Here is a 20,646-nt window from a genome sequence, read left to right as displayed (position 1 = left end):
GCTCGATCCTGATGTACAGCTTTTTTACAACAGCGGCGCCAGATAATCCGTCCAGCACTGTATGGCCTGCGGGGTGCGCAGCAGGTCGTTGCGCACCTCGATCAATACCGAATCCAGCCCGCGGGCATCGCCGTGGGCCGGCACGGTCATGTCGCCCAGGGCGTCGATCTTGTACGGCTCGTTGCCGGCGATCTTCACGTCGTGGACCGACATGCCTTCCAGCAGGCGCCGGGCGTAACCCTCGGCGCGGTCGAACAGCACGCCCATCTCCAGCGTACGGCGCTGGCCGTAGTACAGCGGGGTAAAACTGTGGATGCCCACCACCCGCACCGGCCGGCCCGCGGCCAGGCGCGCGTCGATCAGCCCGCTCAGGCGCGCATGAAAGGGCCTGAACAGCTGCTTGCGGCGGTACTCGCGGGTGGCTTCGTCGAGGTACTGGTTGCCCGGGATCTGGTAGATCTCGCTCTGCAACGGAATGCTGTCGTGGGCCTGGCACGGGCGGTTGAGGTCGATCAGCAGCCGCGAATAATTGGCCGTCAGCAGTGTAGCGCCGAGGGTCTGCGACAGGCTTTGCGCCAGCTCCAGGGCGCCGGGATCCCAGGCGATGTGTTCGCGCGCCGCTTCCGGGTCCAGGCCGAGGTCGTTGAGTTGCGCCGGAATATAACGGCTGGCGTGTTCGCAGACGAGGATCAGCGGGTGCGCGGAATCTTCTCGCAGCAGCTGGTAGGCCGGTCGGGTGTACAGCCCCAGTTCAGCGGTTTCAGTACAGGTGTGCATAGTGCTCACAGAGTTGGGCAGGGGTCAGGTGCTCGGTCAGTTCTACTTCCTTGTGTTTGACGGCGAAATAGGTTTCCAGCAGCGGGGCTGGCAGCGCTTGCAGCAGTTCCGGGCAGTTGCGCAGGCAGTCCAGTGCCTGCGGCAACGAGGCCGGAAGGGCGACGATGCCGCGGTCCTGGCGCTGCTGCGCGCTCAGTTCGTCCGGCACTTCGTCGGTGGTGGCTCTCAGGATCAGTTTGTGTTCGATGCCCAGGCGTCCGGCGATCAGCACCGCGGCCATGGCCAGGTGCGGCGAGGCGGTGGCGTCCAGCGCGCGGAATTCCAGGTTGTACTGCGGCGCCACGGGCTTGCCGCCGATGCTCACGGTGGGGCAGATGCGCAGCGAGGCTTCGCGGTTGCGCTGGCCCAGGCAGGCGTAGGAGGCGCTCCAGTGATGGGGCTGCAAGCGTGCGTAGGAAATCGGCGTCGGCGCGGTAAAGGCGCAGAGCGCCGGCAGGTACTTGAGCACCCCGGCAGCCCAGCACTCGCCGAGGTACGACAGGCCATTGGTGCTCTGTGGTGCGTACAGCACCGGCGCGCCGTCCAGGTCCTGCAGGCTCAGGTGCAGGTGCACGCCATTGCACACCGCGTGCTCCGCGGTCTTGGGCGCGAAGCTCAGGCCATGGCCTAGTTGCCGGGCGATCTCGCGGGTGATCTCGCGCACGTTTACCGCGCGGTCGGCGGCGGCCACGCCCTGGGTCGGGCGGCAGGTGATTTCGTATTGCTGCTTGCCGTATTCGGGCAGGAACATTTCCGGCTCGACGCCCGCGGCGCGCAAGGCGCTGAGCAGCCAGCCGCCGAAGTCCGCACCCTGGCGCTGGGCCTGCAGGGAGAAGGCCAGGCGTTCCGGTTGCGCGGTGGCGCTGTGCAGGTTGAATTCGTGCTCGAAGGCCGCGGTGACCTGCAGCCCCAGCTCGCTGGCGTAGCGCTGCACCTCGTTGCGCAGCAGGGTGCGCGGGCAAGCGGCCCAGGGCTGGCCGTCGGTCTCGCGGATGTCGGCGTGGATGAAGTCCAGCGGCGAGGCGCTGGCGTCCGGGCCGTTGCCGACATACACCCGGCTGGCCAGGTCGGGGATCAGCCGCAGGTCGCCACGGGCGCCCCAGGGGTTGGGCTCGGCAATGATGTCCTGCGGGGTCAGCGCGCTGTTGGCCGGCACCCAGCCGCAGCCGGCGCTGGTGTAGCTGTCCAGTTCGTCGCTGGGGAACGAGCGGCCACGGCTGACGCCGATCAGGTCGGTGGTGAGCAGGGTGGTCATGGCCACCGGCCGCAATGGCTCGCTGTTGCGGCTCATGCCTGCATCTCCCGCAGGCGGTCGAGCACGGTCTGGGTGTCGGTGATCCAGCAGTAGCCCTTGATCGCGTTCAGGCAGGCCTGGTGCCGGACGTCGGTGTAGGTGGCGCAGGCGTCTTCCACCAGGGTCACCAGGTAACCGCGGTCGGCGGCGTCGCGCACCGCCATGTCGACGCACTGGTCGGTGACGATGCCGGCGACGATCAGGTGGCGGGTCTGCAGGTTGCGCAGCACGTAGTCGATGTTGGTCGAGTTGAAGACCCCGGAGGAGGTCTTGGGCAGGACTATTTCGTTCTCCCGCGCCGCGAGCGGATCGATGATCGCCGCCTGCGGGCTGCCCTTGGGCAGGTGCATGTCCGACAGCTTGTGGTCCAGCGAGCGGTCGCGGCCATCGGCGGTCAGGCTTTCGATAATGGTGTGCAGCACGTTCTGCCGGGCGCCGCGCATGGCCGCCAGGAGCTTCTGCTGGTTGGGAATCACCTGCTCGCGGGTGCGCTTGATAAAGTACTCGGCATCCGGCACCTGCAAATGCGGATCCAGCTGCGGCTCGAGCCAGGCCCGTTGCATGTCCACCAGCAGCAGGGCGGTGCGATCGAGGGTGAATGGCAGGTCGCGGGGCGATTGGTGGGGAAGGCAGACCATCCTTATTTGTCCTCCAGCAGGTGAGTGGCGAATTCGTTGCGCAGGGCGTCGATGCCCTCCAGGCGTCGGTCCAGGTCGGTGCTGCGCAGGGTCAGGCTGGCGACCAGCGCCTCGACCTGGGCCAGCGCCGGCACCAGGGTGTCGAAGGCCGAGGCCGACTCCACCGGGGCACTGATGATCAGGTCCGCCAGCTCCCGCAGGGGCGAGGCGTAGATGTCGGTGAACAGCACCACCCGCGCGTGCCGCGCCTTGGCCGCGCTGGCCACGCGCAGGGCCTGGCTCTGGTAGCGGCGGTAGTCGAACAGCAGGACGATGTCCTGGCGCTGCACGTCATACAGGCGGTCGGGCAGTTGCGCGTTGTCGTCCAGGACCACGCAGCCGGGGCGCATCAGGCGCAGGTGATTGAGCAGGTAGCTGGCGAGAAAGCTGCTGAAGCGCCCGCCGTAGCAGTACAGCGCGTGCCGGCTGTCCAGCAGCCAGTCGACCAGGATGCGCACGTCTTCGGGCTGGGTCAGGGCCTGGGTCTGTTCCAGGCTGCGCAGGCTGCCTTGCAGGTAATGGCTCCAGGCATCGTCCCGAGGGACCTGGGCCCGCGGTTGCAACAGGGTGCTGGGCGAACGCAGGCGAGCGTCCATGTCGCTGAGCAGCGCTTCCTGGAACTGCGCATAACCGCCGAAACCGAGTTTTTTCACCAGCCGCACGATGGTCGGATCGCTGACGCCGGCGTGTTCGGCCAACCGCGACATGGGCCCCAGGCCGTTGCGCGGGTAATGGTCGAGCAGGGCCCGGATGACCTTGCGCTCCGAAGGCGTGAGGTCGAGGGCCGGGTCGGTGATCTGGTCTCTGAGAGACGGCATAAAAACGCCTTCGCAAGTGGATGTCGTTTTTGTTTCACTGAAAGTGAAAACAGTATTTATGTAATTTACGCTACATGTCCAGTGAAAAATAAAGGCGCCCTGCAATGCGCCAAAAGGGGGCGTGAAAGCCCAGGTTTATTGGGTGTTCGAGGTTTTTTTGAGGCCCGCCGTCAGCGCGGCAGGGTGCCGCGAAAGGCGGCGCTGAGGGCGCGCAGGGTTTCCTCGGAGCGGGCGTCGGTGGGCCGCGCGAGCAAGATGATTTCACTGACTGGCAGCACCGGCAGCCCGAGGCGTTCGCCGACTTCCACCGCGCCGGCCGGCGCCACCCGATGGGCCAGCGCCGCGACCCCGAGCCCGGCGCTGACCGCGGCGCACACGGCCATCACACCACCGCCGATAAAGACTTCGGTCCAGGCAATGCCGGCGTCGTCCAGCACCCGCACGGCGACATGCCGCACGCCACAGGGCGCGGCCATGGTCGCCAGCCGCAGCGGGGTGCCCGGCGCCTGCTGCCAGGCCGGCGCGGCGAACCAGCCGAAGCGCTCGGCCACCAGCACTTCGCCATCCTGGCGCGCGCCTTCGTTGCGCACGATGACCGCGTCCAGCTCCTCGCGGTCGAAGGCCGCCGTCAGGTCCCGGGAGGAGGCGATGCGCACCTCGATGATCAGCAGTGGATCGTAGGCGGCGATGCGGCTCAGCAGGTGCGGCAGTTCCGCGCCGGCCACGTGGTCGCTGATGCCGATGACCAGCCGTCGCGCCGGCGCCGCCTGCATGTCGCCCAGGGCCCGCTCATGGGCGCGCAGCAGGTCGCGGGCGGCCTGCATGAATTGCTCGCCGACCGGTGTCAGGCGCACATGCCGCGGCGTGCGCTCCAACAGGCGATAGCCGAGGCGTTCCTCCAGGCGCTTGAGCTTGAGGCTGATGGCGGCCTGGGAGGTGTCCAGCGCCTGGGCGGCGCGGGTGAAACTGCCGAAGTCGGCGATCAGCACGAAGGCGTGCACGGTGTCGATATCCAACGGCTTGACGGGTTCGCTCATATCGAATGCTTATCGCAGATATATATGCCGATATCTTGTTGTAATGGCTGGCCCCGCGCAAGCTGGCAACACCATCAAGCACAGGAGCATCGCCATGTTGGCCAAACAGTATTCACACCGCCTGCCCGCCGATTACGACATGGGCGTGATCCGCCACCGCGCCGCGGATCGCGGGCCCTTGTGGGACGAGGTCGACGGGTTGCTGTTCAAGGTCTTCGCCGGGCAGGAGCGGGGCGTGCACGGCGCGCGGCATAACCTGTACGCCTCGATCTACCTCTGGGCCGATCCGGCGGGCGCCGCGCGGTTTCTCATGGGCGGCGGTTTCGACAGCGTGATCGACTCCTTCGGCCGTCCGCACATCGAGTCCTGGTTGCCCCTGGACTGGCGTCGCGGGCGTGCCAACCAGGCACGGACGCTGTACCGCGAGCCGTTGGCGATCGACCCGCTGGCGGATCGCGCCAGGTTGCTGGCCGAGCAGGTCGAACACAACCAGCGGCTGGCCGATGACCCGGACACCTTCGCCGTGTTCGTCGCCCTCGACCTGCAGGCCTGGGAGCTGGTGCGCTTCACCCTTTCGGCCAGCGCGCCCGACAGCGCGCGCGGCGCCGAGCGCTATGAGGTGCTGTACCTGGCCCGGTCGGGGATCGCCAGCGCCTAGGTTCGGCTGCGACAAGTTGGGAATCCCTCGGCGGCCCATGATACAAACGCAGCCACATTGCCCGCTGCGTCCATTCAACGTCGAGAGATTCCCCGTGCCGGCCACCCGCTTGACCCTGATCTGCCATGCCCGGACCGTCGCCCAGAAGCGCGTGCGTTTCCCGCTGGACGAACCGCTGGAGATGGACTGGCAGGCGCTGGCGGGCTCGCGGGCCGGCGCGTTCAAGCGTGCGCCGCGCCTGCTCAGCGGGCCGGAGCAACGGGCGCGGCAGACCGCTGCCTTGTATGGCGCCAGCGTGGAGGCGGTGGCGGCGCTGCGCGACTGTGACATGGGCCGCTGGCAGGGCCTGGCTCTCGACGATCTGCAGCGCGAGCAGCCCGAGGCCGTGCAAGCCTGGCTGGCCGACAGCCACTTGGCGCCCCATGGCGGCGAGTCGGTGGCGCAGCTGTGCGAGCGGGTCGCGGCCTGGCTGGCAGCGCTGAGCGAGCAGCCCGGGCATGTGCTGGCGGTGACCCATCCGCTGGTCATCCGCGCGGCGCTGGTGCACGTCATGCAGTGCCCGCTGGCCAGTTTCAATGCCATCGATGTCGAGCCGCTGGCCCAGGTCGAACTGCGCTTCAACGGGCGCTGGCGCTTGCGTCTGGACCAGCGCGATTAGCGGGCTTGGCTCGGCGTGGCCTGGGGATTTTTTCGCGAGCAAGCTCGCTCCTACAGGGTTGGCGCAAATCATTGTAGGAGCGAGCTTGCTCGCGATAGGCCGCCCGGCGGCCGCTTTGTGACGCGCCGCGACAACCCGGCCATACTCCATTTCCGATTCGCCATCGAGACCTGCCCCTCGTGAAAACCCTCCTGATCATCGGCATCGGCGCCGGCAACCCCGACTACATCACCATGCAGGCGGTCAAGGCGCTCAATCGCAGCGACGTGTTCTTCCTGATGGACAAGGGCCAGAGCAAGGACGCGCTGATCGACCTGCGCCGGGAAATCTGCGAGCGCTACATCGAGCGGCCCGGCTACCGTTTTGTCGAAGCGCAAAGCCCGGAGCGACTGCGCGGCGCCGAGGTGGATTACCAGGCCAGCGTCGCCGAGCTGAACCGCGACAAGCAGCGCACCTTCGAGCGGCTGATCGATGAGGAACTGGCGGACGGTGAAACCGGGGCTTTCCTGGCCTGGGGCGATCCGGCGCTGTACGACAGCACCATTCGCATCCTGCAGGCGATCCTGGCCAGCGGCCGCTGTGCGTTCGAGTTCGAGGTGATCCCCGGCATCACCAGCGTCCAGGCCCTGGCGGCGCAGCACAAGGTGCCGTTGAACCGCATCGGCCGTTCAGTGGAGATCACCACCGGCCGGCGACTGGCGGCGGGGCAGGTGAGCGATGCCGATAGCCTGGTGGTGATGCTCGACGCCGAGGACTCCTATCGCCAGGTGGCGGACCAGGACCTGGAGATCTACTGGGGCGCCTACCTCGGTACGCCGGAGGAAATCCTGATTGCCGGCCGGCTCAAGGAGGTCGCGGGGCAGATCCAGCAAGTGCGCAAGGCGGCGCGGCAGGCCAATGGCTGGATCATGGACACCTACCTGCTGCGCAAGCCGGAGGATTGAGGCAAGCGGGAAGCTGCTTCTGCAGGAGCGAGCGGGCGGCGATCCGACTTGCCCGCGATGACGTTCTCCCGCTCGGCCCATCACTCGGCGACCACTTTCTCCCCACGCCCGAACCGTTCGCGGTACGCCGACGGCGGCAGGCCCACCACGCTGCGAAAGGCCACGCGAAAACTCTCCACCGAGCGGTAGCCGCAGCGCAGGGCGATGGTCTCGGTGTGCTCGCTGCCGCTCTCCAGCAACTCCCGCGCCCGGGCCAGGCGTTCGTGCTGCAGCCAGGCCTTGGGCGAGACGCCGGTGGCCTGGTTGAAGCGGCGCAGGAAGGTGCGCTCGCTCATCAACGCCTGGCTGGCCAGGTCGCGCACTTCCAGTGGCTCATGCAGGTGTTCGCGGGCCCAATGCATGACCCGCGACAGGTCGTTGCGCGGCGTGCGGCTGACCGGCGCCGGAATGAACTGCGCCTGGCCGCCGGTGCGTTGCGGCGACATCACCAGGCGCCGCGCCACCGAATTGGTGACGTGGGTGCCGAAGTCGCGGCTCACCAGGTGCAGGCAGGCGTCGATCCCGGCGGCGCTGCCGGCCGAGGTGATGATCTGCCCCGAATCCACATAGAGCACGTCCGGGTCCACCAAAATGGCGGGGAAACGCTCGGCCAGTTCATCGGTGTATTGCCAGTGGGTGGTGGCGCCCCGGCCGTCCAGCAGCCCGGTGGCCGCCAGGGCGAATACCCCGGAGCAGATCGACAGCAGCCGCGCGCCGCGCTCATGGGCGCGCACCAAAGCCTCGCTCAGCCCCGGCGGCAGCGGCTCGTTGCGGTTGCGCCAGCCGGGGATGACGATGGTCCGCGCCTGTTCCAGCAGCTCCATGCCGCCATCGGCCAGCACCTGGATACCGCCCATGGCCCGTAGCGGCCCGGGCTCGACGGCGACGATGCGGTGTTCGTACCAGGGGAAATCGAACTCCGGGCGGGCCAGGCCGAAGATCTCCACGGCGATGCCGAACTCGAAGGTGCAGAGGCCGTTGTAGGCCAGGATCGCGACTAAACCGGGGGCGTTATGCATTTGGCGGGAAGTTACCAGTCAGTGTCTTGTGCGCCACTGTAGCGGCGTCGCTCGTGTCGATAAAGTCTCGCCACACCCACTGTTGTTCTGGAGACGCCGCAATGACCAGCCTGGTTCGTGAAGTTCCCGCCGCCCCCTCGGCCATCGCCCTGATGCATTTTTCCAACCGCCTGACCTTCGAGACCGATTGCTCGGATGTCTTCGGCAGCCAGGAAGCCGGGGAGGTCGACTTCGTCCTGCTGGATGTGCGCGGACCGCTGGCGTTCGAGCGCGGCCATGTTCCGGGGGCGGTCAATCTGCCTGGGCGGCTGATCAACGCCGAGCGCCTGGCGGGCTACTCCCGCGACACCCTGTTCGTGGTCTATTGCGCCGGCCCGCATTGCAATGGCGCCAATAAGGCCGCGGTCAGGCTGGCGGCCCTGGGTTACCCGGTCAAGGAGATGATTGGCGGCGTGACCGGCTGGCTGGATGAGGGCTTTGCCCTCAGCGTCGAGCTGGAGCGGCCGGCGAGCGTGGTCGTGGAGTGCGCCTGCTGAGTCACCGTGGTGCCTGATTGGCGGTCGCTTCGCGCCCGTTCGCAGCCTCGCTGGCACTCGACAGCGGCTACAGTTGGCGTTGTGCGTGTAGCCGCTGCCGAGCCCGCGAGGCTGCGATCGAGGACGTCGTCCTCGCAAAACCGCTGTACCGGGCCTGGCTGAAATACCGCGGCCCGCTCGTATCTAGGATGATTAAGGCCTTGCAAGGCGTTCCGGCGGCGACTGGCGAGTCGCGACTCAGGCGCTGGAACGCGGAAAAATGCCGGGATCGAGGGCATTTTCCAGGGGCCTCGCACTTGTGTGGGGCCGCTCGGTCGATGCCTGGATTTCTCGGGTTTTTATATAAATATTTGTCGCATAAACACAATTTGCCTCCCGGGCGCCGCTCTAGACTGCTGGCCACTTCGATTTCCCCCAATCGAACCTTTCTGCCAATAAGAGCCTCCGTCTACGGGAGTTATAAATGAAGAAGCTTGTACTGTTCGGTGCCCTGGCACTGTCCATGCTGTCCCTGACCGCCGTGGCTGACGATGCCAAGCCGATCCGCATCGGTATCGAAGCCGGCTACCCGCCATTCTCGATGAAAACCCCCGACGGCAAGCTCACCGGTTTCGACGTGGATATCGGCGACGCGCTGTGCGAGCAGATGAACGTCAAATGCACCTGGGTCGAGCAGGAATTCGACGGCCTGATCCCGGCGCTGAAAGTGCGCAAGATCGACGCCATCCTGTCGTCCATGACCATCACCGACGATCGCAAGAAAAACGTCGACTTCACCATCAAGTACTACCACACCCCGGCGCGCTTCGTGATGAAGGAAGGCACCGAGGTCAAGGACCCGCTGACCGAGCTCAAGGGCAAGAAAGTCGGGGTGCTGCGCGCCAGTACCCATGACCGTTTCGCCACCGAAGTGCTGGTGCCGGCCGGGATCAACCTGGTGCGCTACGGCTCCCAGCAGGAAGCCAACCTGGACATGGTTTCCGGGCGCATCGACGCGCTGCTGGCCGACTCGGTCAACCTCGACGACGGCTTCCTGAAAACCGACGCCGGCAAGGGCTTCGCCTTCGTCGGTCCCGAGTACAACGATCCGAAGTACTTCGGTGGCGGCGCCGGCATCGCCGTGCGCAAGGGCGATACCGCCCTGGCCGAGAAATTCAACACCGCCATTACTGAGATCCGCGCCAACGGCAAGTACAAGGCCGTGCAGGACAAGTACTTCAAGTTCGACGTCTACGGCGAGTAATTCGCCGGGCTGAAAAAGGCGGCTACCGTTTACCGGGGCCGCCTTTTTCATGAGTGCGATTTACCCCGTGCGATGGGGCGCTCCTGTAGCCGCTGCCGAGCCCGCGAGGCTGCGATCGACCCCGCAGGGGGCGCAGGGATCTTGAGATCGCTGAAGGCCTTCGGCCTTATCGCAGCCTGCGGCAGCGGCTACAGAAGCCCGCGCTACCCGGCAGCGGACGACGACCTTTTCACGGCCGCGCAAATGCCTCAGGCTACGGCCCCCGCCGAACTCCATTTTTCTTCCGGATCCCTTCATGCAACGCATCGACCATTCCTTGCCCTGGAGCCACCTGGGCACCCAGCGCCAGCTCAGCGTGTTCCGTTTTGGCAGTGGCAGCCGCAAGGTCTATATCCAGGCCAGCCTGCACGCCGACGAGCTGCCGGGCATGCGCACCGCCTGGGAACTGAAAAAACGCCTGAGCGAACTTGAAGCCCAGGGGCAACTCAAAGGCGTGATCGAGCTGGTGCCGGTGGCCAACCCCATCGGCCTCGACCAGCACTTGCAAAGCAGCCACCTGGGGCGGTTTGAAAGCGGTAGCGGGAAGAACTTCAACCGTGCCTTCGTCGAACTCAGCGGCCCGGTGGGCGACCTGATCGGTGACCGCCTGGGCAGCGATGCGGCGGCCAACGTCGCCTTGATCCGCCAGACCATGGGCGATGTCCTCGACGCTCTGCCAGCCCCGACCTCGCAACTCCAGGCCCTGCAACGCCTGCTGCTGCGCCATGCCTGCGACGCCGACATCACCCTCGACCTGCACTGCGATTTCGAAGCGGCGATCCACCTCTACGCATTGCCTCAGCACTGGCCACGCTGGCAATCCCTGGCCGCCCGGCTGAAGGCCGGCGTGGCGCTGCTCTGCGAGGATTCCGGGGGCAGCTCGTTCGACGAATCCTGCTCCACGCCCTGGCTGCGCCTGGCCCGCGACTTCCCGCGGGCGGCGATTCCCCCGGCCAACCTCGCCACCACCCTGGAGCTGGGCAGCATGGGCGACACCCGGGTCGAACAGGCCCAGGCCAACTGCGAAGCGATCCTCGGCTTTCTCGCCGAGCAGGGGTTTATCGACGGCCAATGGCCAGCGACCCCGGATGCCTGCTGCGAGGGCATGCCGTTCGAAGGCACCCAATACCTGTTCGCCCCGCACCATGGGGTGGTCAGTTTCCTGCGTGAGGCTGGCGAATGGGTGGAGCGGGGCGATGCGATCTTCGAGGTGGTCGACCCGCTGAACGACACCGTCAGCGTGGTGCGCGCCGCCACCAGCGGTGTGCTGTTCGCCCTGGACCGCAGCCGCTATACCGAGCCGGGCATCTGGCAGGCCAAGGTCGCCGGCCGCGAGCCGATCCGCAGCGGCAAGCTGACCAACGATTGAGCGAACCGCTCCTCACTGCTCCTCACTGTAGGAGCGAGCTGGCTCGCGATGGCCGCTCCGCGGCCAGACCACCAGGCAACGCTTTTGCCCTTGGTGACCGCGAGCCCCTCTCACCCGCAAGGACGTCCCATGTTCAAGTTCCTGGCCCTGTTGCTGCTAAGTGTTTGCGCCACTGCCCAGGCGCAGACGGTGCTGCACGACGACCTGCCGCTGCGCTATCTGGAACAGGCCCCGGCCGATTCCCGCGACCGGCCTTTGGTGATTTTTCTCCACGGCTACGGCAGCAACGAAGAAGACCTGTTCGGCCTCAAGGATGGGTTGCCGGCGGATTACACCTACCTCTCGGTACGGGCACCGCAGACCGTGGAAGAGGGCAGTTACCAGTGGTTTCACAAGCAGGGCGAAGGCGCTTACGACGGCGTGACCGCCGAGCTGGCCGACAGTGCGAAGCTGATCGACGAGTTCGTCCGGCAGGCGCTCGCCAAGTACCACACCCGCGCCGACCGGGTGTTCCTGGTGGGCTTCAGCCAGGGCGCGATCATGGCCTACGAGCTGGGCCTGCGCCATCCCCAGGCGGTCCGTGGGATCGCCGCCCTGAGCGGGAAGATCCTGCCGGTGCTGCGCTCGCAGCTCAAGAGCGGCGCGGGCCTGGAGCGGCTGGCGATCTTCATCGCCCATGGCACCGCGGATATGCGCCTGCCTTACAGCGACGGCTCCGAGGCCGACAGCCTGTTGCGCGGCCTGGGCCTGGCTCCGCAATTCCATGCCTACCCGGGCATCGGCCATACCATCAGCGACACCGAGCTTCAGGACTTGAACCGCTGGTTGCTCAGCCTCAACCCTTGAAGCCGTGAACCCGCCGCGGCCGCTGTGCCGCTGCGCTTACTTGCCGACGATCTGGCTGACCAGCTTGTCGTGATTGGCCTTGTCGCCGATCCGCGAAATCACCTGCACCACCGCCATGCGGTTACCCGAGCCGGCCAGCAGGGTGGAGCTCTGGGTCATACCGCCGCCCTGGGTCGCGGTGCTGTCGATCTGGCGCAGGCCGAGGCCGCCGCGGGTCATGCTTTTTTCGCTCTGCTTGCTGAAATCCGGCAGGGCCGCCGCCTGTTGCGAGAGGAAACCCGACACCGCGCTGTCGAGGAACTGTGCGTCGTTGTCCTTGGCCTGCACCGCATCGGGGATCAGGTTCTCCGCGGCGATGACCACGGTCTTGGTGCTGGCGTTGGTGTACAGAGTGCCGGTGGCGCCGGCGGTGCCGCTGGCTTCGTCGCCGGCCGGCAACGGGTTGGCGATAAAGCCCTTGGGCAGGCTGAACTTGAACTTGCCGCCGAGCATCGAGACGGTCTCGACCTTGGCCTTGTTGTTCGTCGGCTGGGCCGCGGACACCTCCAGGGCGCTGAAGCCGGCCAGCGCCGCCAGGACCAGGACCGCGGCGTGTTTACCGAACAGGGACATGCAGATTCTCCAGAGTGAGCGCGTTGGGGCGCGCATCTTCCCACGGCTGTCGCGGGGCACTCCAGTGGGATATGCGGTGGCGCGAAATTTCGGATAAAAGGGCGCGGGAGCGCCTTCGTGGCGCTTATCGGTGTGACAGTTTTTGCTCGTCGCCCCGGGCAGAACGCGCCCCCGAAGTCGCCAGCACCGCCCCGGCGATGATCAGCAGCGCCGGCACCAGCAGCCATACACTGGCCGCGCTTTGCCCGATCACGATCAGCAGCAGGGTGGAGATCAACGGCGCCAGGTACGACAGTGCGCCGAGCGTGGCCAGGTTGCCGTGTTTGGTGGCGTGGTCCCAGGCGAAGAAGGCCAGGCCGACCGGACCCAGCCCCAGGCCGATGATCGCCAGCCATTGCTTGAGGTCCGGTTGCACCGGGCTTTCGAACATCAGGTGGCAGAGCGCCCCGGCCAGCGCCACCAGCCCGCAGATGCCGCCGATCAGGCTGCTGGGCACGCTGCTGAAACGGCGGTTGAGCACCGAGTAGCCGGACCACACCAGGGCGCAGCCGAATGCCGCCAGGTAACCCGCCACCGGCATCGCGCCAACCTGGCTGGCAGCGCGCTGCTGCATGATGAACGCGGTGCCGGCCAGCCCCAGCAAGGCACCGGTCAGTTGCCGGCCGCGCAGCGGTTCGCCGCCGGCCCTGGCCGCCAGCAGGACGATCAGCAACGGCCAGAGGTAGGCGATCAGGCTGGCCTCGGCGGCCGGCGCGGCTTTCAGGGCGAAGAAATACAGCGCGTGGTAGGCAAAGATCCCGCCGAACCCCAGGGCCCAGACCGGCCAGGGCTGGCGCCAGCCACGAAAGCCGGCGCGTCCCCGCAAGCCGAGCAATACCAGGCTGGCGCCGCAGGCCACGGCAAAGCTCAGGGCCAGCAACTGGAAGGGGGGAATGCCGGCGGTGAGGGTGGTCAGCAGCGCCAGGCACGACCAGAGAAACACCGCGATCACGCCGATGGCGGTGGCGGCGCCGCTGCGGGAGGGGGCGAGGCGGGTTGAGTGGATGGCGGTCATAGGCACACCGAGGCAAGGGCGGTGTGGCCAGCATAGAAGTCGCCGCGACGGCGGTATTGATCAGGCCTGCCGAACTCTTGTCGCAGCCTGCGCCTGGGCGTCGCGAGCGGCCTTGCGCAGGGCGGCCGGGGTCTGGTTGCGCGCCTTCTTCAACGCATGGGTCAGGGCACTCTGATCGGCGTAGCCGACCCGCTGGGCGATCTCGCTGATGGGCAGCAGGGTACGGCCGAGCAGGTCGATGGCGCGGTCCAGGCGCAGGGTCGAAATGTAGGCGAAAGGCGTGCTGTGCATGTCCCGCTCGAACAGCAGATACAGGGTGCGCTCGCTGACCCTCGCGGCCTGGGCGATGGCGCGGGCGCTCAGCGGGCTGCCCAGGTGTTGCTCGATGTAGGTCAGGGCCCGCACCAGCGTCTGGCGCTGCGGCGCGCTCGGCGTCGGGCGGGCCAGGCAGGCCAGCAGCAGGGCGCTCCAGGCGCTGGCGACCTGGCTGCCAGAGCTGAGCAAGGCACCGCTGTGGTTGGCATAACCGAGCAGGTGGCGGATCTGCGGGTCGATGGTGAAGAAGCGGGTATCGGCCAGAGATTGCTCGGTGTCGGGGCTATCCAGGTCGAGCACCAGAAAGGTATTACGGCGCTCGGCCAGGAAGCTATGCCGGGCGCCCGGCGCAATCACCACGCCCTGGCTGGCGTCGACCTTGCCACCACGGCCATCCACCTCGATCTCCATCGCCCCTGACTGCGGCAGCACGATCTGCGGAAAATCGTGATGATGCAGCTCGACCTGTCCGGAATATGAACGCATCGCCAGGGCGACAGTGGGGTGGGCTGGAGTGTTCATGGCGCTGCTCCGCGGATGGCTGCCTCGCATCATGCCTGAAAATACGGGGGCTGTAGGAGCGGTCGGTCGGTGCGGGATGGTTTGGGAAAAGGGGTCGGCTCATCTGTTGTGATGACTGATATGCCGCTATCGCGACAAGCTCCGCTCCTACAGAAGCAAGGCTGCAAAAGGCCGGGGCAGGGCGCTATCAAGGCTTGGGCCGGTTCGCTGAAACGTCTAAGCTGGGCCACCGTTCCAGCCTTCCGGATGCCCGCGTGAAATTCACTCTCCCCAAAGTCGGTACCGCACCCTTTTGCCCGCCGGAAGTCGCCGGCACCATCGTTGTCGATCCCAGCGCGCCGCTGTTCAAGCGCATCCTGCGCTTCGCCGGCCCCGGCCTGCTGATTTCCATCGGCTACATGGACCCCGGCAACTGGGCCACCGCCATCGAGGCCGGCTCGCGGTATGGCTACAACCTGCTGTTCGTGGTGCTGCTGGCGAGCCTCGCGGGCATGGCGGTGCAATGCCTGTGCTCGCGCCTGGGCATCGCCACCGGGCGCGACCTGGCGCAGCTTTGCCGGCAGCGCTACAGCACCCGCACGGCACGGACCCAGTGGCTGCTGGCGGAGGTGTCGATCATCGCCACCGACCTTGCCGAGGTCCTGGGGTGCGCCCTGGCGTTCCACCTGTTGCTCGGGGTTTCGCTGACCACCGGGATTGTCATCACCGCCTTCGACACCCTGTTGATTCTCGCCCTGCAGAACCGTGGCTTCCGCCGCCTGGAGGCGATCATGCTGGTGCTGGTGGGCACCATCGGCCTGTGCTTTTTCGTCGAGCTGCTGTTGATCAAGCCCTACTGGCCGGATGTGGCGCGAGGCTTCACGCCGTCGCTGGCGGCGATCGGCGAGGCGGCGCCGCTGTACCTGGCGATCGGCATCCTCGGCGCCACCGTGATGCCGCATAACCTGTACCTGCACACTTCCATCGTGCAGACCCGCCTGGTGGGCCGGGACGAGGCCAGCCGGCGGGATGCGATCAAGCTGGCGCGCATCGACACCATCGGCTCCCTGGCTTTGGCGCTGCTGGTCAACGCGGCGATCCTGATCCTCGCCGCCGCGGCCTTCCACGGCACCGGGCACACCGAGGTGGTGGAATTGCAGGACGCCTATCACCTGCTCGATCCGCTGGTGGGCGGGGCGCTGGCCAGCGTGCTGTTCGGCGTGGCCTTGCTGGCCTCGGGGCAGAGCTCGACCTTCACCGGCACCATCGCCGGCCAGGTGATCATGGAGGGCTACCTGAACCTGCGCCTGCCGTGCTGGCAGCGGCGCCTGATCACCCGCGGCCTGGCGCTGGTGCCGGCGTTCGTCGGCGTGTGGCTGATGGGCGACGGCGCGGTCGGCCAGCTGCTGGTGCTGAGCCAGGTGGTGCTCAGCCTGCAACTGCCATTCGCCCTCTACCCGCTGATCCGCATGACCAGCGACCCGCGGTTGATGGGCGTGTTCGTCAACCGCTGGCCGACCCGCATCCTCGCCTGGAGCCTGTTCGCCGTTATCAGCGGCGCCAATGCCTGGCTGATTGCGCAGTTGGTGATGTGAGGCAGGCGTCGGGGCGGCGGATTTTCCGGCCCTATCGCGAGCAAGCTCGCTCCTACATGGACGGCGCAGAACCCTGTAGGAGCGAGCTTGCTCGCGATGGACCGCGCAGCGGTCCAGATTTTCAATCCAGCGCCTGGGCGGCGAACCGCGCCACCTGGGCATCCTCCCCGGACTTGACCCCGGACACCCCGACCGCACCGATCACCTGGCCGTCGAACACCACCGGCACGCCGCCTTCCAGCGAGGTCAGCAGGGGCGCGGAGAGAAACGCGGTGCGCCCGCCATTGACCATCTCTTCATAGCCCTTGGACTCGCGTCGGCCGAGGGCCGCGGTGCGGGCCTTTTCCACGGCGATGTAGGCGCTGACCGGAGCGCAGCCGTCCAGGCGTTCGAGGGCCAGCGGATGGCCGCCGTCGTCGACGATGGCGATGCTCACCGCCCATTGGTTGCGCTCGGCCTCGTCCCGCGCGGCGATCAGGATGCGCTGGACTTCGCGCTGACCCAGTACGGCTTTGCTGTGCATGGCGTGCTCCTTTCAGGGCGTAGCTGATTGATGGGAAGCATTCAGGGGTGGCAGGGCGGCCTCGACCAGTTCGATCCAGTGCCGCACCGGGGTACGCCCGGCGCCGTCGAGGTGGGTCTGGCAGCCGATATTGGCGGTGGCTATGACTTCGGGCCGGCCGCTTTCCAGGGCATTGAGCTTGTTGTCGCGCAGTTGCCGCGCCAGCTCGGGCTGGGTCAGCGAATAGGTGCCCGCCGAACCGCAGCACAGGTGGCTGTCGGGCACCTCGGTGAGCTCGAAGCCCAGGCGCTTGAGCACCGCCTCCACCGCGCCGCCGAGTTTCTGCGCGTGTTGCAGGCTGCACGGGCAGTGGAAGGCCAGGCGCTGGTCGCTGTGGGCGTGCAACTGTTCCAGCGGTTCGTCGCGCAGCACTTCCACCAGGTCCCGGGCCAGGGCGCTGACCCGCTCGGCGCGGGCGGCATAACGCGGGTCGTGGGCCAGCAGGTGGCCGTAATCCTTGATAAAGGCGCCGCAGCCGCTGGCGGTCTGCACCAGGGCTTCGGCGCCGTTTTCCAGGTGCGGCCACCAGGCGTCGATATTGCGCCGCGCCCGCTCCAGGCCGGCCTCCTGGGCGTCCAGGTGGTAATCCACGGCGCCACAGCAGCCGGCCTCGCTCACGGTTTGCACGGCGATGCCCAGGCGGTCGAGGACCCGCGCCGTCGCCGCATTGGTGTTGGGCGACAGACTCGCTTGCACGCAGCCTTCCAGCAGCAAGACACGCCGCGCGTAGGCCGTGGCCGGACGCGCCTTGGCCGGCTGCACCTGGCGCGGCAGCTTGCCGTGCACGGCCTCGGGCAGCCACGGACGCAAGGTGGCGCCGGTGCCGAGCAGAGCCTTGAACAGCGCCGGGTTCGGCGCCAGGGCGCGCAGGCCCTGGCGCAGCAGGCGCTGGCCGAGGGGCCGGGGCACGGCGGCATCGACCACGGCGCGGCCGATGTCCAGCAGGTTGTGGTAATCCACCCCGGACGGGCAGGTGGTTTCGCAGTTGCGGCACGACAGGCAGCGGTCCAGGTGCAGCTGGGTCTTGGCCGTGGCCTCGTGGCCTTCCAGGACTTGCTTGATCAGGTAGATGCGCCCCCGTGGCCCGTCCAGCTCGTCGCCCAGCAGTTGGTAGGTGGGGCAGGTGGCGTTGCAGAAACCGCAGTGCACACAGGTGCGCAGGATGGTCTCGGCCTCCGCGGCGCGGGGCAGCTGGCGCGCCTGTTCGTTCAAGGTGGTTTGCATGCTTGGGGTCTGCGTTCAGAGCTCGGCGTAGAGCCGGCCGGGGTTGAAGATCCCTTGCGGGTCCAGTTGCGCCTTGAGCTGGCGGTGGTAGCGCAGCAGCACCGCCGGCAGTGGCTGGAACGGGCTGTCCACCAGGCCGTGGCTGTAGCAGGTGGCATGGCCGCCGACGCGGCTGGCGAGGTCGCGGATGCGCTCCGCGGGCGCCGCGGATTTCAGCCAGCGCTGGGCCCCGGCCCAATCTATTAACTGCTGGCCGGGCAGCTCCAGAAGTCCCGTGTTATTGGGCAGCGACAGGCGCCACAGCGGCAGGCCTTCGTCGAAGAATGCCAGGCGTTGTTCGTTGAGATTGGCCCAGTAATCGGCGGCCAACGGCTCGCCACCCAGGCGGTCGCGGGCCGCGGCCACCGAGCCTTCGCCGCCCTCCAGGCGCAGGTGCAGGCACTGGCCGTCATGGCTGGCGGCGCTGATGGGCAGCGGTTGCTGGCCCCAGTCGGCGAGCCGGGCCAGGGCCTTGGCGCTGTCCATTTCCAGGCTCAGGCTGAGGCACTGGCGCGGTTTGGGCAGGACCTTGAGCGACACCTCGGTGAGCACTCCCAGGCAACCGTAGCTGCCCACCAGCAAGCGCGAGAGGTCGTAGCCGGCGACGTTTTTCATCACCTCGCCGCCAAAGCGCAACAGCTTGCCGGTGCCGGTGATCACCCGGCTGCCGAGGACGAAGTCGCGCACCGAGCCGGCCCAGGGCCGCCGCGGGCCGGACAAGCCGGTGGCGACCATGCCGCCGACCGTGGCGCCGTCGCCGAAGGCCGGCGGTTCGCAGGCCAGCATTTGCCCGGCGGCGTCCAGCGTGGCCAGCAGTTCCGCAAGCGGCGTGCCGGCGCGGACCGTCACCACCAACTCGGTCGGGTCGTAGCTGACGATGCCGCGATGGCCGCGGGTGTCGAGCACTTCTCCAGCGCTCATGCGCCCGAGAAAGGCCTTGCTGTTGCCGCCCTGGATCAGCAGCGGGGTATTGCCGGCCAGCGCCTGCCCGACCTGTTCCAGCAGTTCGCCGCTGGCGTCGTTATCCGCGTGTGCCGTCATCAGAAACGCTCCAGCTCGGGGAAGGGCAATTGTCCGGCGTGCACATGCATGGCGCCGAATTCGGCGCAGCGGTGCAGGGTCGGGATGTTCTTGCCGGGGTTGAGCAGGCCGCCGGGGTCGAAGGCCGCCTTGACCGCGTGGAACAGGGTCAGCTCGTCGCTGTTGAACTGGGCGCACATCTGGTTGATTTTCTCCCGGCCGACCCCGTGTTCGCCGGTGATGCTGCCCCCGACCGCCACGCACAGTTCGAGGATCCTGCCGCCCAGGGCTTCGGCGCGGTCCAGTTCGCCGGGCTGGTTGGCGTCGAACAGGATCAGCGGGTGCATGTTGCCGTCGCCGGCATGAAACACATTGGCCACCCGCAGCTGGTATTCGGCGGCCAGCGCGGCGATGGCCTTGAGCACCCCCGGCAGTGCGCGGCGCGGAATGGTGCCGTCCATGCAGTAGTAGTCCGGCGACAGCCGGCCCACCGCCGGGAAGGCGTTCTTGCGCCCGGCCCAGAAACGCACCCGTTCGGCTTCGTCGCGGGCCTGGCGGACCTCGGTGGCGCCGGCCCGTTCGAGCACCGCGCGGACCCGGTCGCAGTCGTCGTGGACATCGGCTTCGACACCGTCCAGCTCGCACAGCAGGATGGCCTCGGCGTCCACCGGGTAGCCGGCGTGAATGAAGTCCTCGGCGGCGCGGAGTGCCAGGTTGTCCATCATTTCCAGGCCGCCGGGGATGATGCCGGCGGCGATGATATCGGCCACCGCGCGGCCGGCTTTTTCCACCGAGTCGAAGGCCGCCAGCAGCACCTTGGCCAGTTGCGGCTTGGGCAGCAGCTTGACCGTGACTTCGGTGATGATCCCGAGCAGGCCTTCGGAGCCGGTGAACAGCGCCAGCAGGTCGAAGCCTGGCGCGTCCAGGGCGTCGCTACCCAGGGTCAGGCGTTCGCCTTCGACGCTGAGGATCTCCACCTTGAGCAGGTTGTGCACGGTCAGGCCGTATTTCAGGCAATGCACGCCGCCGGCGTTTTCCGCGACGTTGCCGCCGATCGAGCAGGCGATCTGCGAGGACGGATCGGGGGCGTAGTACAGGCCGAACGGCGCGGCGGCCTGGGAGATCGCCAGGTTGCGCACCCCGGGCTGGATCCGCGCGGTGCGGGCGGCGGGGTCGATATGCAGGATCTGGTTGAAGCGCGCCATCACCAGCAGCACGCCCTGTTCCAGGGGCAGGGCGCCACCGGAGAGGCCGGTGCCGGCACCGCGGGCGACCACCGGCACGCGCCGTTCATGGCAGATCCGCAGCAGCTCCTGCACCTGCTCGATATGCCGCGGCAGGGCCACCAGCATCGGCGTGGTGCGATAGGCCGAGAGGCCGTCGCATTCGTAGGGCTTGAGGTCTTCCGTCTGGTGCAGCAGGTCGAGGTCGGGCAGGCGCTGGCGCAGCGCTTGGAGCAATGCCGCTTTATCGACGCTGGGCAGCGCGCCGTCGACGCGTTCGTCGTAGAGGATATTCATGGGTGGCTAACGACCCTGAGTTGTTTTTATTAGGCGGCCGGCAGGGGCAGGCCGCTCAGTTGCATCATTGGCCCGGCTGGCCTTACTGTCCACGGGGCCGAGCGCTGGTCGAACCAGTTTGTTTTGCCGTCGATGCCGGGTTTTTTATAAAAAGCCAGGCATATCAGCAGGATGGCCTGGCGGTCCGCTTGATCGGGTTTTTTCTTCACAG

The 20,646-nt window shown here is 67.3% G+C and carries 22 protein-coding genes; 8 read left to right on the top strand and 14 right to left on the bottom strand.

Features of this window, described 5'->3' with window-relative positions:
• Positions 1-24 precede the first annotated feature (24 nt).
• The 5 genes from BM019_RS13435 to BM019_RS13415 form a co-directional block, all read right to left on the bottom strand.
• On the bottom strand, positions 25-777 hold the full coding sequence (locus BM019_RS13435) for an N-formylglutamate amidohydrolase (RefSeq protein ID WP_009043108.1): 753 nt from the start codon (positions 775-777) through the stop codon (positions 25-27).
• On the bottom strand, positions 761-2,107 hold the full coding sequence (locus tag BM019_RS13430) for a type I glutamate--ammonia ligase (protein WP_092418538.1): 1,347 nt from the start codon (positions 2,105-2,107) through the stop codon (positions 761-763). Before BM019_RS13430 ends, BM019_RS13435 begins: the two co-directional genes overlap by 17 nt.
• Positions 2,104-2,748, bottom strand: a complete 645-nt coding sequence (locus BM019_RS13425; protein ID WP_009043110.1) for a cysteine hydrolase family protein — start codon at positions 2,746-2,748, stop codon at positions 2,104-2,106. Before BM019_RS13425 ends, BM019_RS13430 begins: the two co-directional genes overlap by 4 nt.
• Before the next feature lie 2 nt (positions 2,749-2,750).
• Positions 2,751-3,605, bottom strand: a complete 855-nt coding sequence (locus tag BM019_RS13420; protein ID WP_092418537.1) for a MurR/RpiR family transcriptional regulator — start codon at positions 3,603-3,605, stop codon at positions 2,751-2,753.
• Positions 3,606-3,775: 170 nt separating this feature from the next.
• Positions 3,776-4,642 carry a LysR family transcriptional regulator gene (locus BM019_RS13415; protein ID WP_092418536.1) on the bottom strand — a complete coding sequence of 289 codons (867 nt, stop codon included), beginning with the start codon at positions 4,640-4,642 and terminating at the stop codon, positions 3,776-3,778.
• Positions 4,643-4,736: 94 nt separating this feature from the next.
• Here BM019_RS13415 and BM019_RS13410 point away from each other — a divergent pair, with 94 nt between their 5' ends.
• The 3 genes from BM019_RS13410 to cobF all read left to right on the top strand — a co-directional run bounded on the left by BM019_RS13410 (position 4,737) and on the right by cobF (position 6,902).
• The gene (locus tag BM019_RS13410) at positions 4,737-5,300 is read left to right on the top strand and encodes a DUF4865 family protein (protein ID WP_092418535.1); all 564 of its coding nucleotides are present in this window, start codon (positions 4,737-4,739) and stop codon (positions 5,298-5,300) included.
• Between the two features lie 94 nt (positions 5,301-5,394).
• Positions 5,395-5,958 carry a histidine phosphatase family protein gene (locus BM019_RS13405; RefSeq protein ID WP_092418534.1) on the top strand — a complete coding sequence of 188 codons (564 nt, stop codon included), beginning with the start codon at positions 5,395-5,397 and terminating at the stop codon, positions 5,956-5,958.
• 179 nt (positions 5,959-6,137) lie between these two features.
• Entirely contained in the window at positions 6,138-6,902 is a 765-nt protein-coding gene (cobF, locus tag BM019_RS13400) for a precorrin-6A synthase (deacetylating) (protein WP_092418533.1), read from the top strand.
• Between the two features lie 80 nt (positions 6,903-6,982).
• Here the strand turns inward: cobF and ftrA are convergent, their stop codons facing one another.
• Positions 6,983-7,960 (bottom strand): transcriptional regulator FtrA, encoded by a 978-nt coding sequence (ftrA, locus tag BM019_RS13395; protein ID WP_062822900.1) that lies wholly within the window; start codon positions 7,958-7,960, stop codon positions 6,983-6,985.
• 101 nt (positions 7,961-8,061) lie between these two features.
• Between ftrA and BM019_RS13390 the strand changes: the two genes are divergently transcribed.
• From BM019_RS13390 to BM019_RS13375, 4 genes are all read left to right on the top strand, one after another.
• Entirely contained in the window at positions 8,062-8,496 is a 435-nt protein-coding gene (locus BM019_RS13390; protein ID WP_092418532.1) for a rhodanese-like domain-containing protein, read from the top strand.
• A 463-nt stretch (positions 8,497-8,959) separates the two neighbouring features.
• Positions 8,960-9,739, top strand: coding sequence for an ABC transporter substrate-binding protein (locus tag BM019_RS13385; RefSeq protein WP_007932592.1), 780 nt, complete (start codon positions 8,960-8,962; stop codon positions 9,737-9,739).
• 295 nt (positions 9,740-10,034) lie between these two features.
• Complete coding sequence (locus BM019_RS13380) at positions 10,035-11,147, top strand: succinylglutamate desuccinylase/aspartoacylase family protein (RefSeq protein WP_092418531.1); 1,113 nt, start codon at positions 10,035-10,037, stop codon at positions 11,145-11,147.
• Positions 11,148-11,276: 129 nt separating this feature from the next.
• Entirely contained in the window at positions 11,277-11,993 is a 717-nt protein-coding gene (locus BM019_RS13375; RefSeq protein WP_092418530.1) for an alpha/beta hydrolase, read from the top strand.
• 36 nt (positions 11,994-12,029) lie between these two features.
• Here BM019_RS13375 and BM019_RS13370 read toward each other — a convergent pair whose 3' ends face one another.
• From BM019_RS13370 to BM019_RS13360, 3 genes are all read right to left on the bottom strand, one after another.
• Positions 12,030-12,605, bottom strand: coding sequence for a DcrB/PsbP domain-containing protein (locus tag BM019_RS13370; protein WP_092418529.1), 576 nt, complete (start codon positions 12,603-12,605; stop codon positions 12,030-12,032).
• Between the two features lie 124 nt (positions 12,606-12,729).
• Positions 12,730-13,659, bottom strand: a complete 930-nt coding sequence (locus BM019_RS13365) for an aromatic amino acid exporter YddG (RefSeq protein ID WP_092418528.1) — start codon at positions 13,657-13,659, stop codon at positions 12,730-12,732.
• A 60-nt stretch (positions 13,660-13,719) separates the two neighbouring features.
• Positions 13,720-14,496: a helix-turn-helix domain-containing protein gene (locus BM019_RS13360; RefSeq protein WP_092418527.1), complete on the bottom strand. Its 777-nt coding sequence runs from the start codon at positions 14,494-14,496 to the stop codon at positions 13,720-13,722.
• Between the two features lie 254 nt (positions 14,497-14,750).
• Here BM019_RS13360 and BM019_RS13355 point away from each other — a divergent pair, with 254 nt between their 5' ends.
• The gene (locus BM019_RS13355) at positions 14,751-16,070 is read left to right on the top strand and encodes an Nramp family divalent metal transporter (protein ID WP_092418526.1); all 1,320 of its coding nucleotides are present in this window, start codon (positions 14,751-14,753) and stop codon (positions 16,068-16,070) included.
• A gap of 121 nt (positions 16,071-16,191) precedes the next feature.
• Here the strand turns inward: BM019_RS13355 and BM019_RS13350 are convergent, their stop codons facing one another.
• The 5 genes from BM019_RS13350 to BM019_RS13330 are packed head-to-tail and all read right to left on the bottom strand — an operon-like array spanning position 16,192 to position 20,644.
• Positions 16,192-16,593 (bottom strand): heme-binding protein, encoded by a 402-nt coding sequence (locus BM019_RS13350; protein WP_009043124.1) that lies wholly within the window; start codon positions 16,591-16,593, stop codon positions 16,192-16,194.
• A 12-nt stretch (positions 16,594-16,605) separates the two neighbouring features.
• Positions 16,606-17,856, bottom strand: coding sequence for a glycolate oxidase subunit GlcF (glcF, locus tag BM019_RS13345; protein WP_092418525.1), 1,251 nt, complete (start codon positions 17,854-17,856; stop codon positions 16,606-16,608).
• A 15-nt stretch (positions 17,857-17,871) separates the two neighbouring features.
• A complete protein-coding gene (gene glcE, locus BM019_RS13340) occupies positions 17,872-18,936 on the bottom strand; it encodes a glycolate oxidase subunit GlcE (RefSeq protein ID WP_092418524.1) in 1,065 nt (354 codons plus the stop codon).
• A complete protein-coding gene (glcD, locus tag BM019_RS13335) occupies positions 18,936-20,435 on the bottom strand; it encodes a glycolate oxidase subunit GlcD (RefSeq protein ID WP_092418523.1) in 1,500 nt (499 codons plus the stop codon). The genes glcE and glcD overlap by 1 nt, the downstream gene beginning before the upstream one ends.
• A gap of 29 nt (positions 20,436-20,464) precedes the next feature.
• Positions 20,465-20,644, bottom strand: a complete 180-nt coding sequence (locus BM019_RS13330; protein WP_092418522.1) for a hypothetical protein — start codon at positions 20,642-20,644, stop codon at positions 20,465-20,467.
• Between the last annotated feature and the right edge of the window lie 2 nt (positions 20,645-20,646).

It is taken from the genome of Pseudomonas sp. NFPP07 (assembly GCF_900115645.1).
GTDB lineage: Bacteria > Pseudomonadota > Gammaproteobacteria > Pseudomonadales > Pseudomonadaceae > Aquipseudomonas > Aquipseudomonas chlororaphis.
The sequence above is the reverse complement of the archived record's forward strand: the minus strand, read 5'-3'. Positions and strand labels throughout refer to the sequence as shown.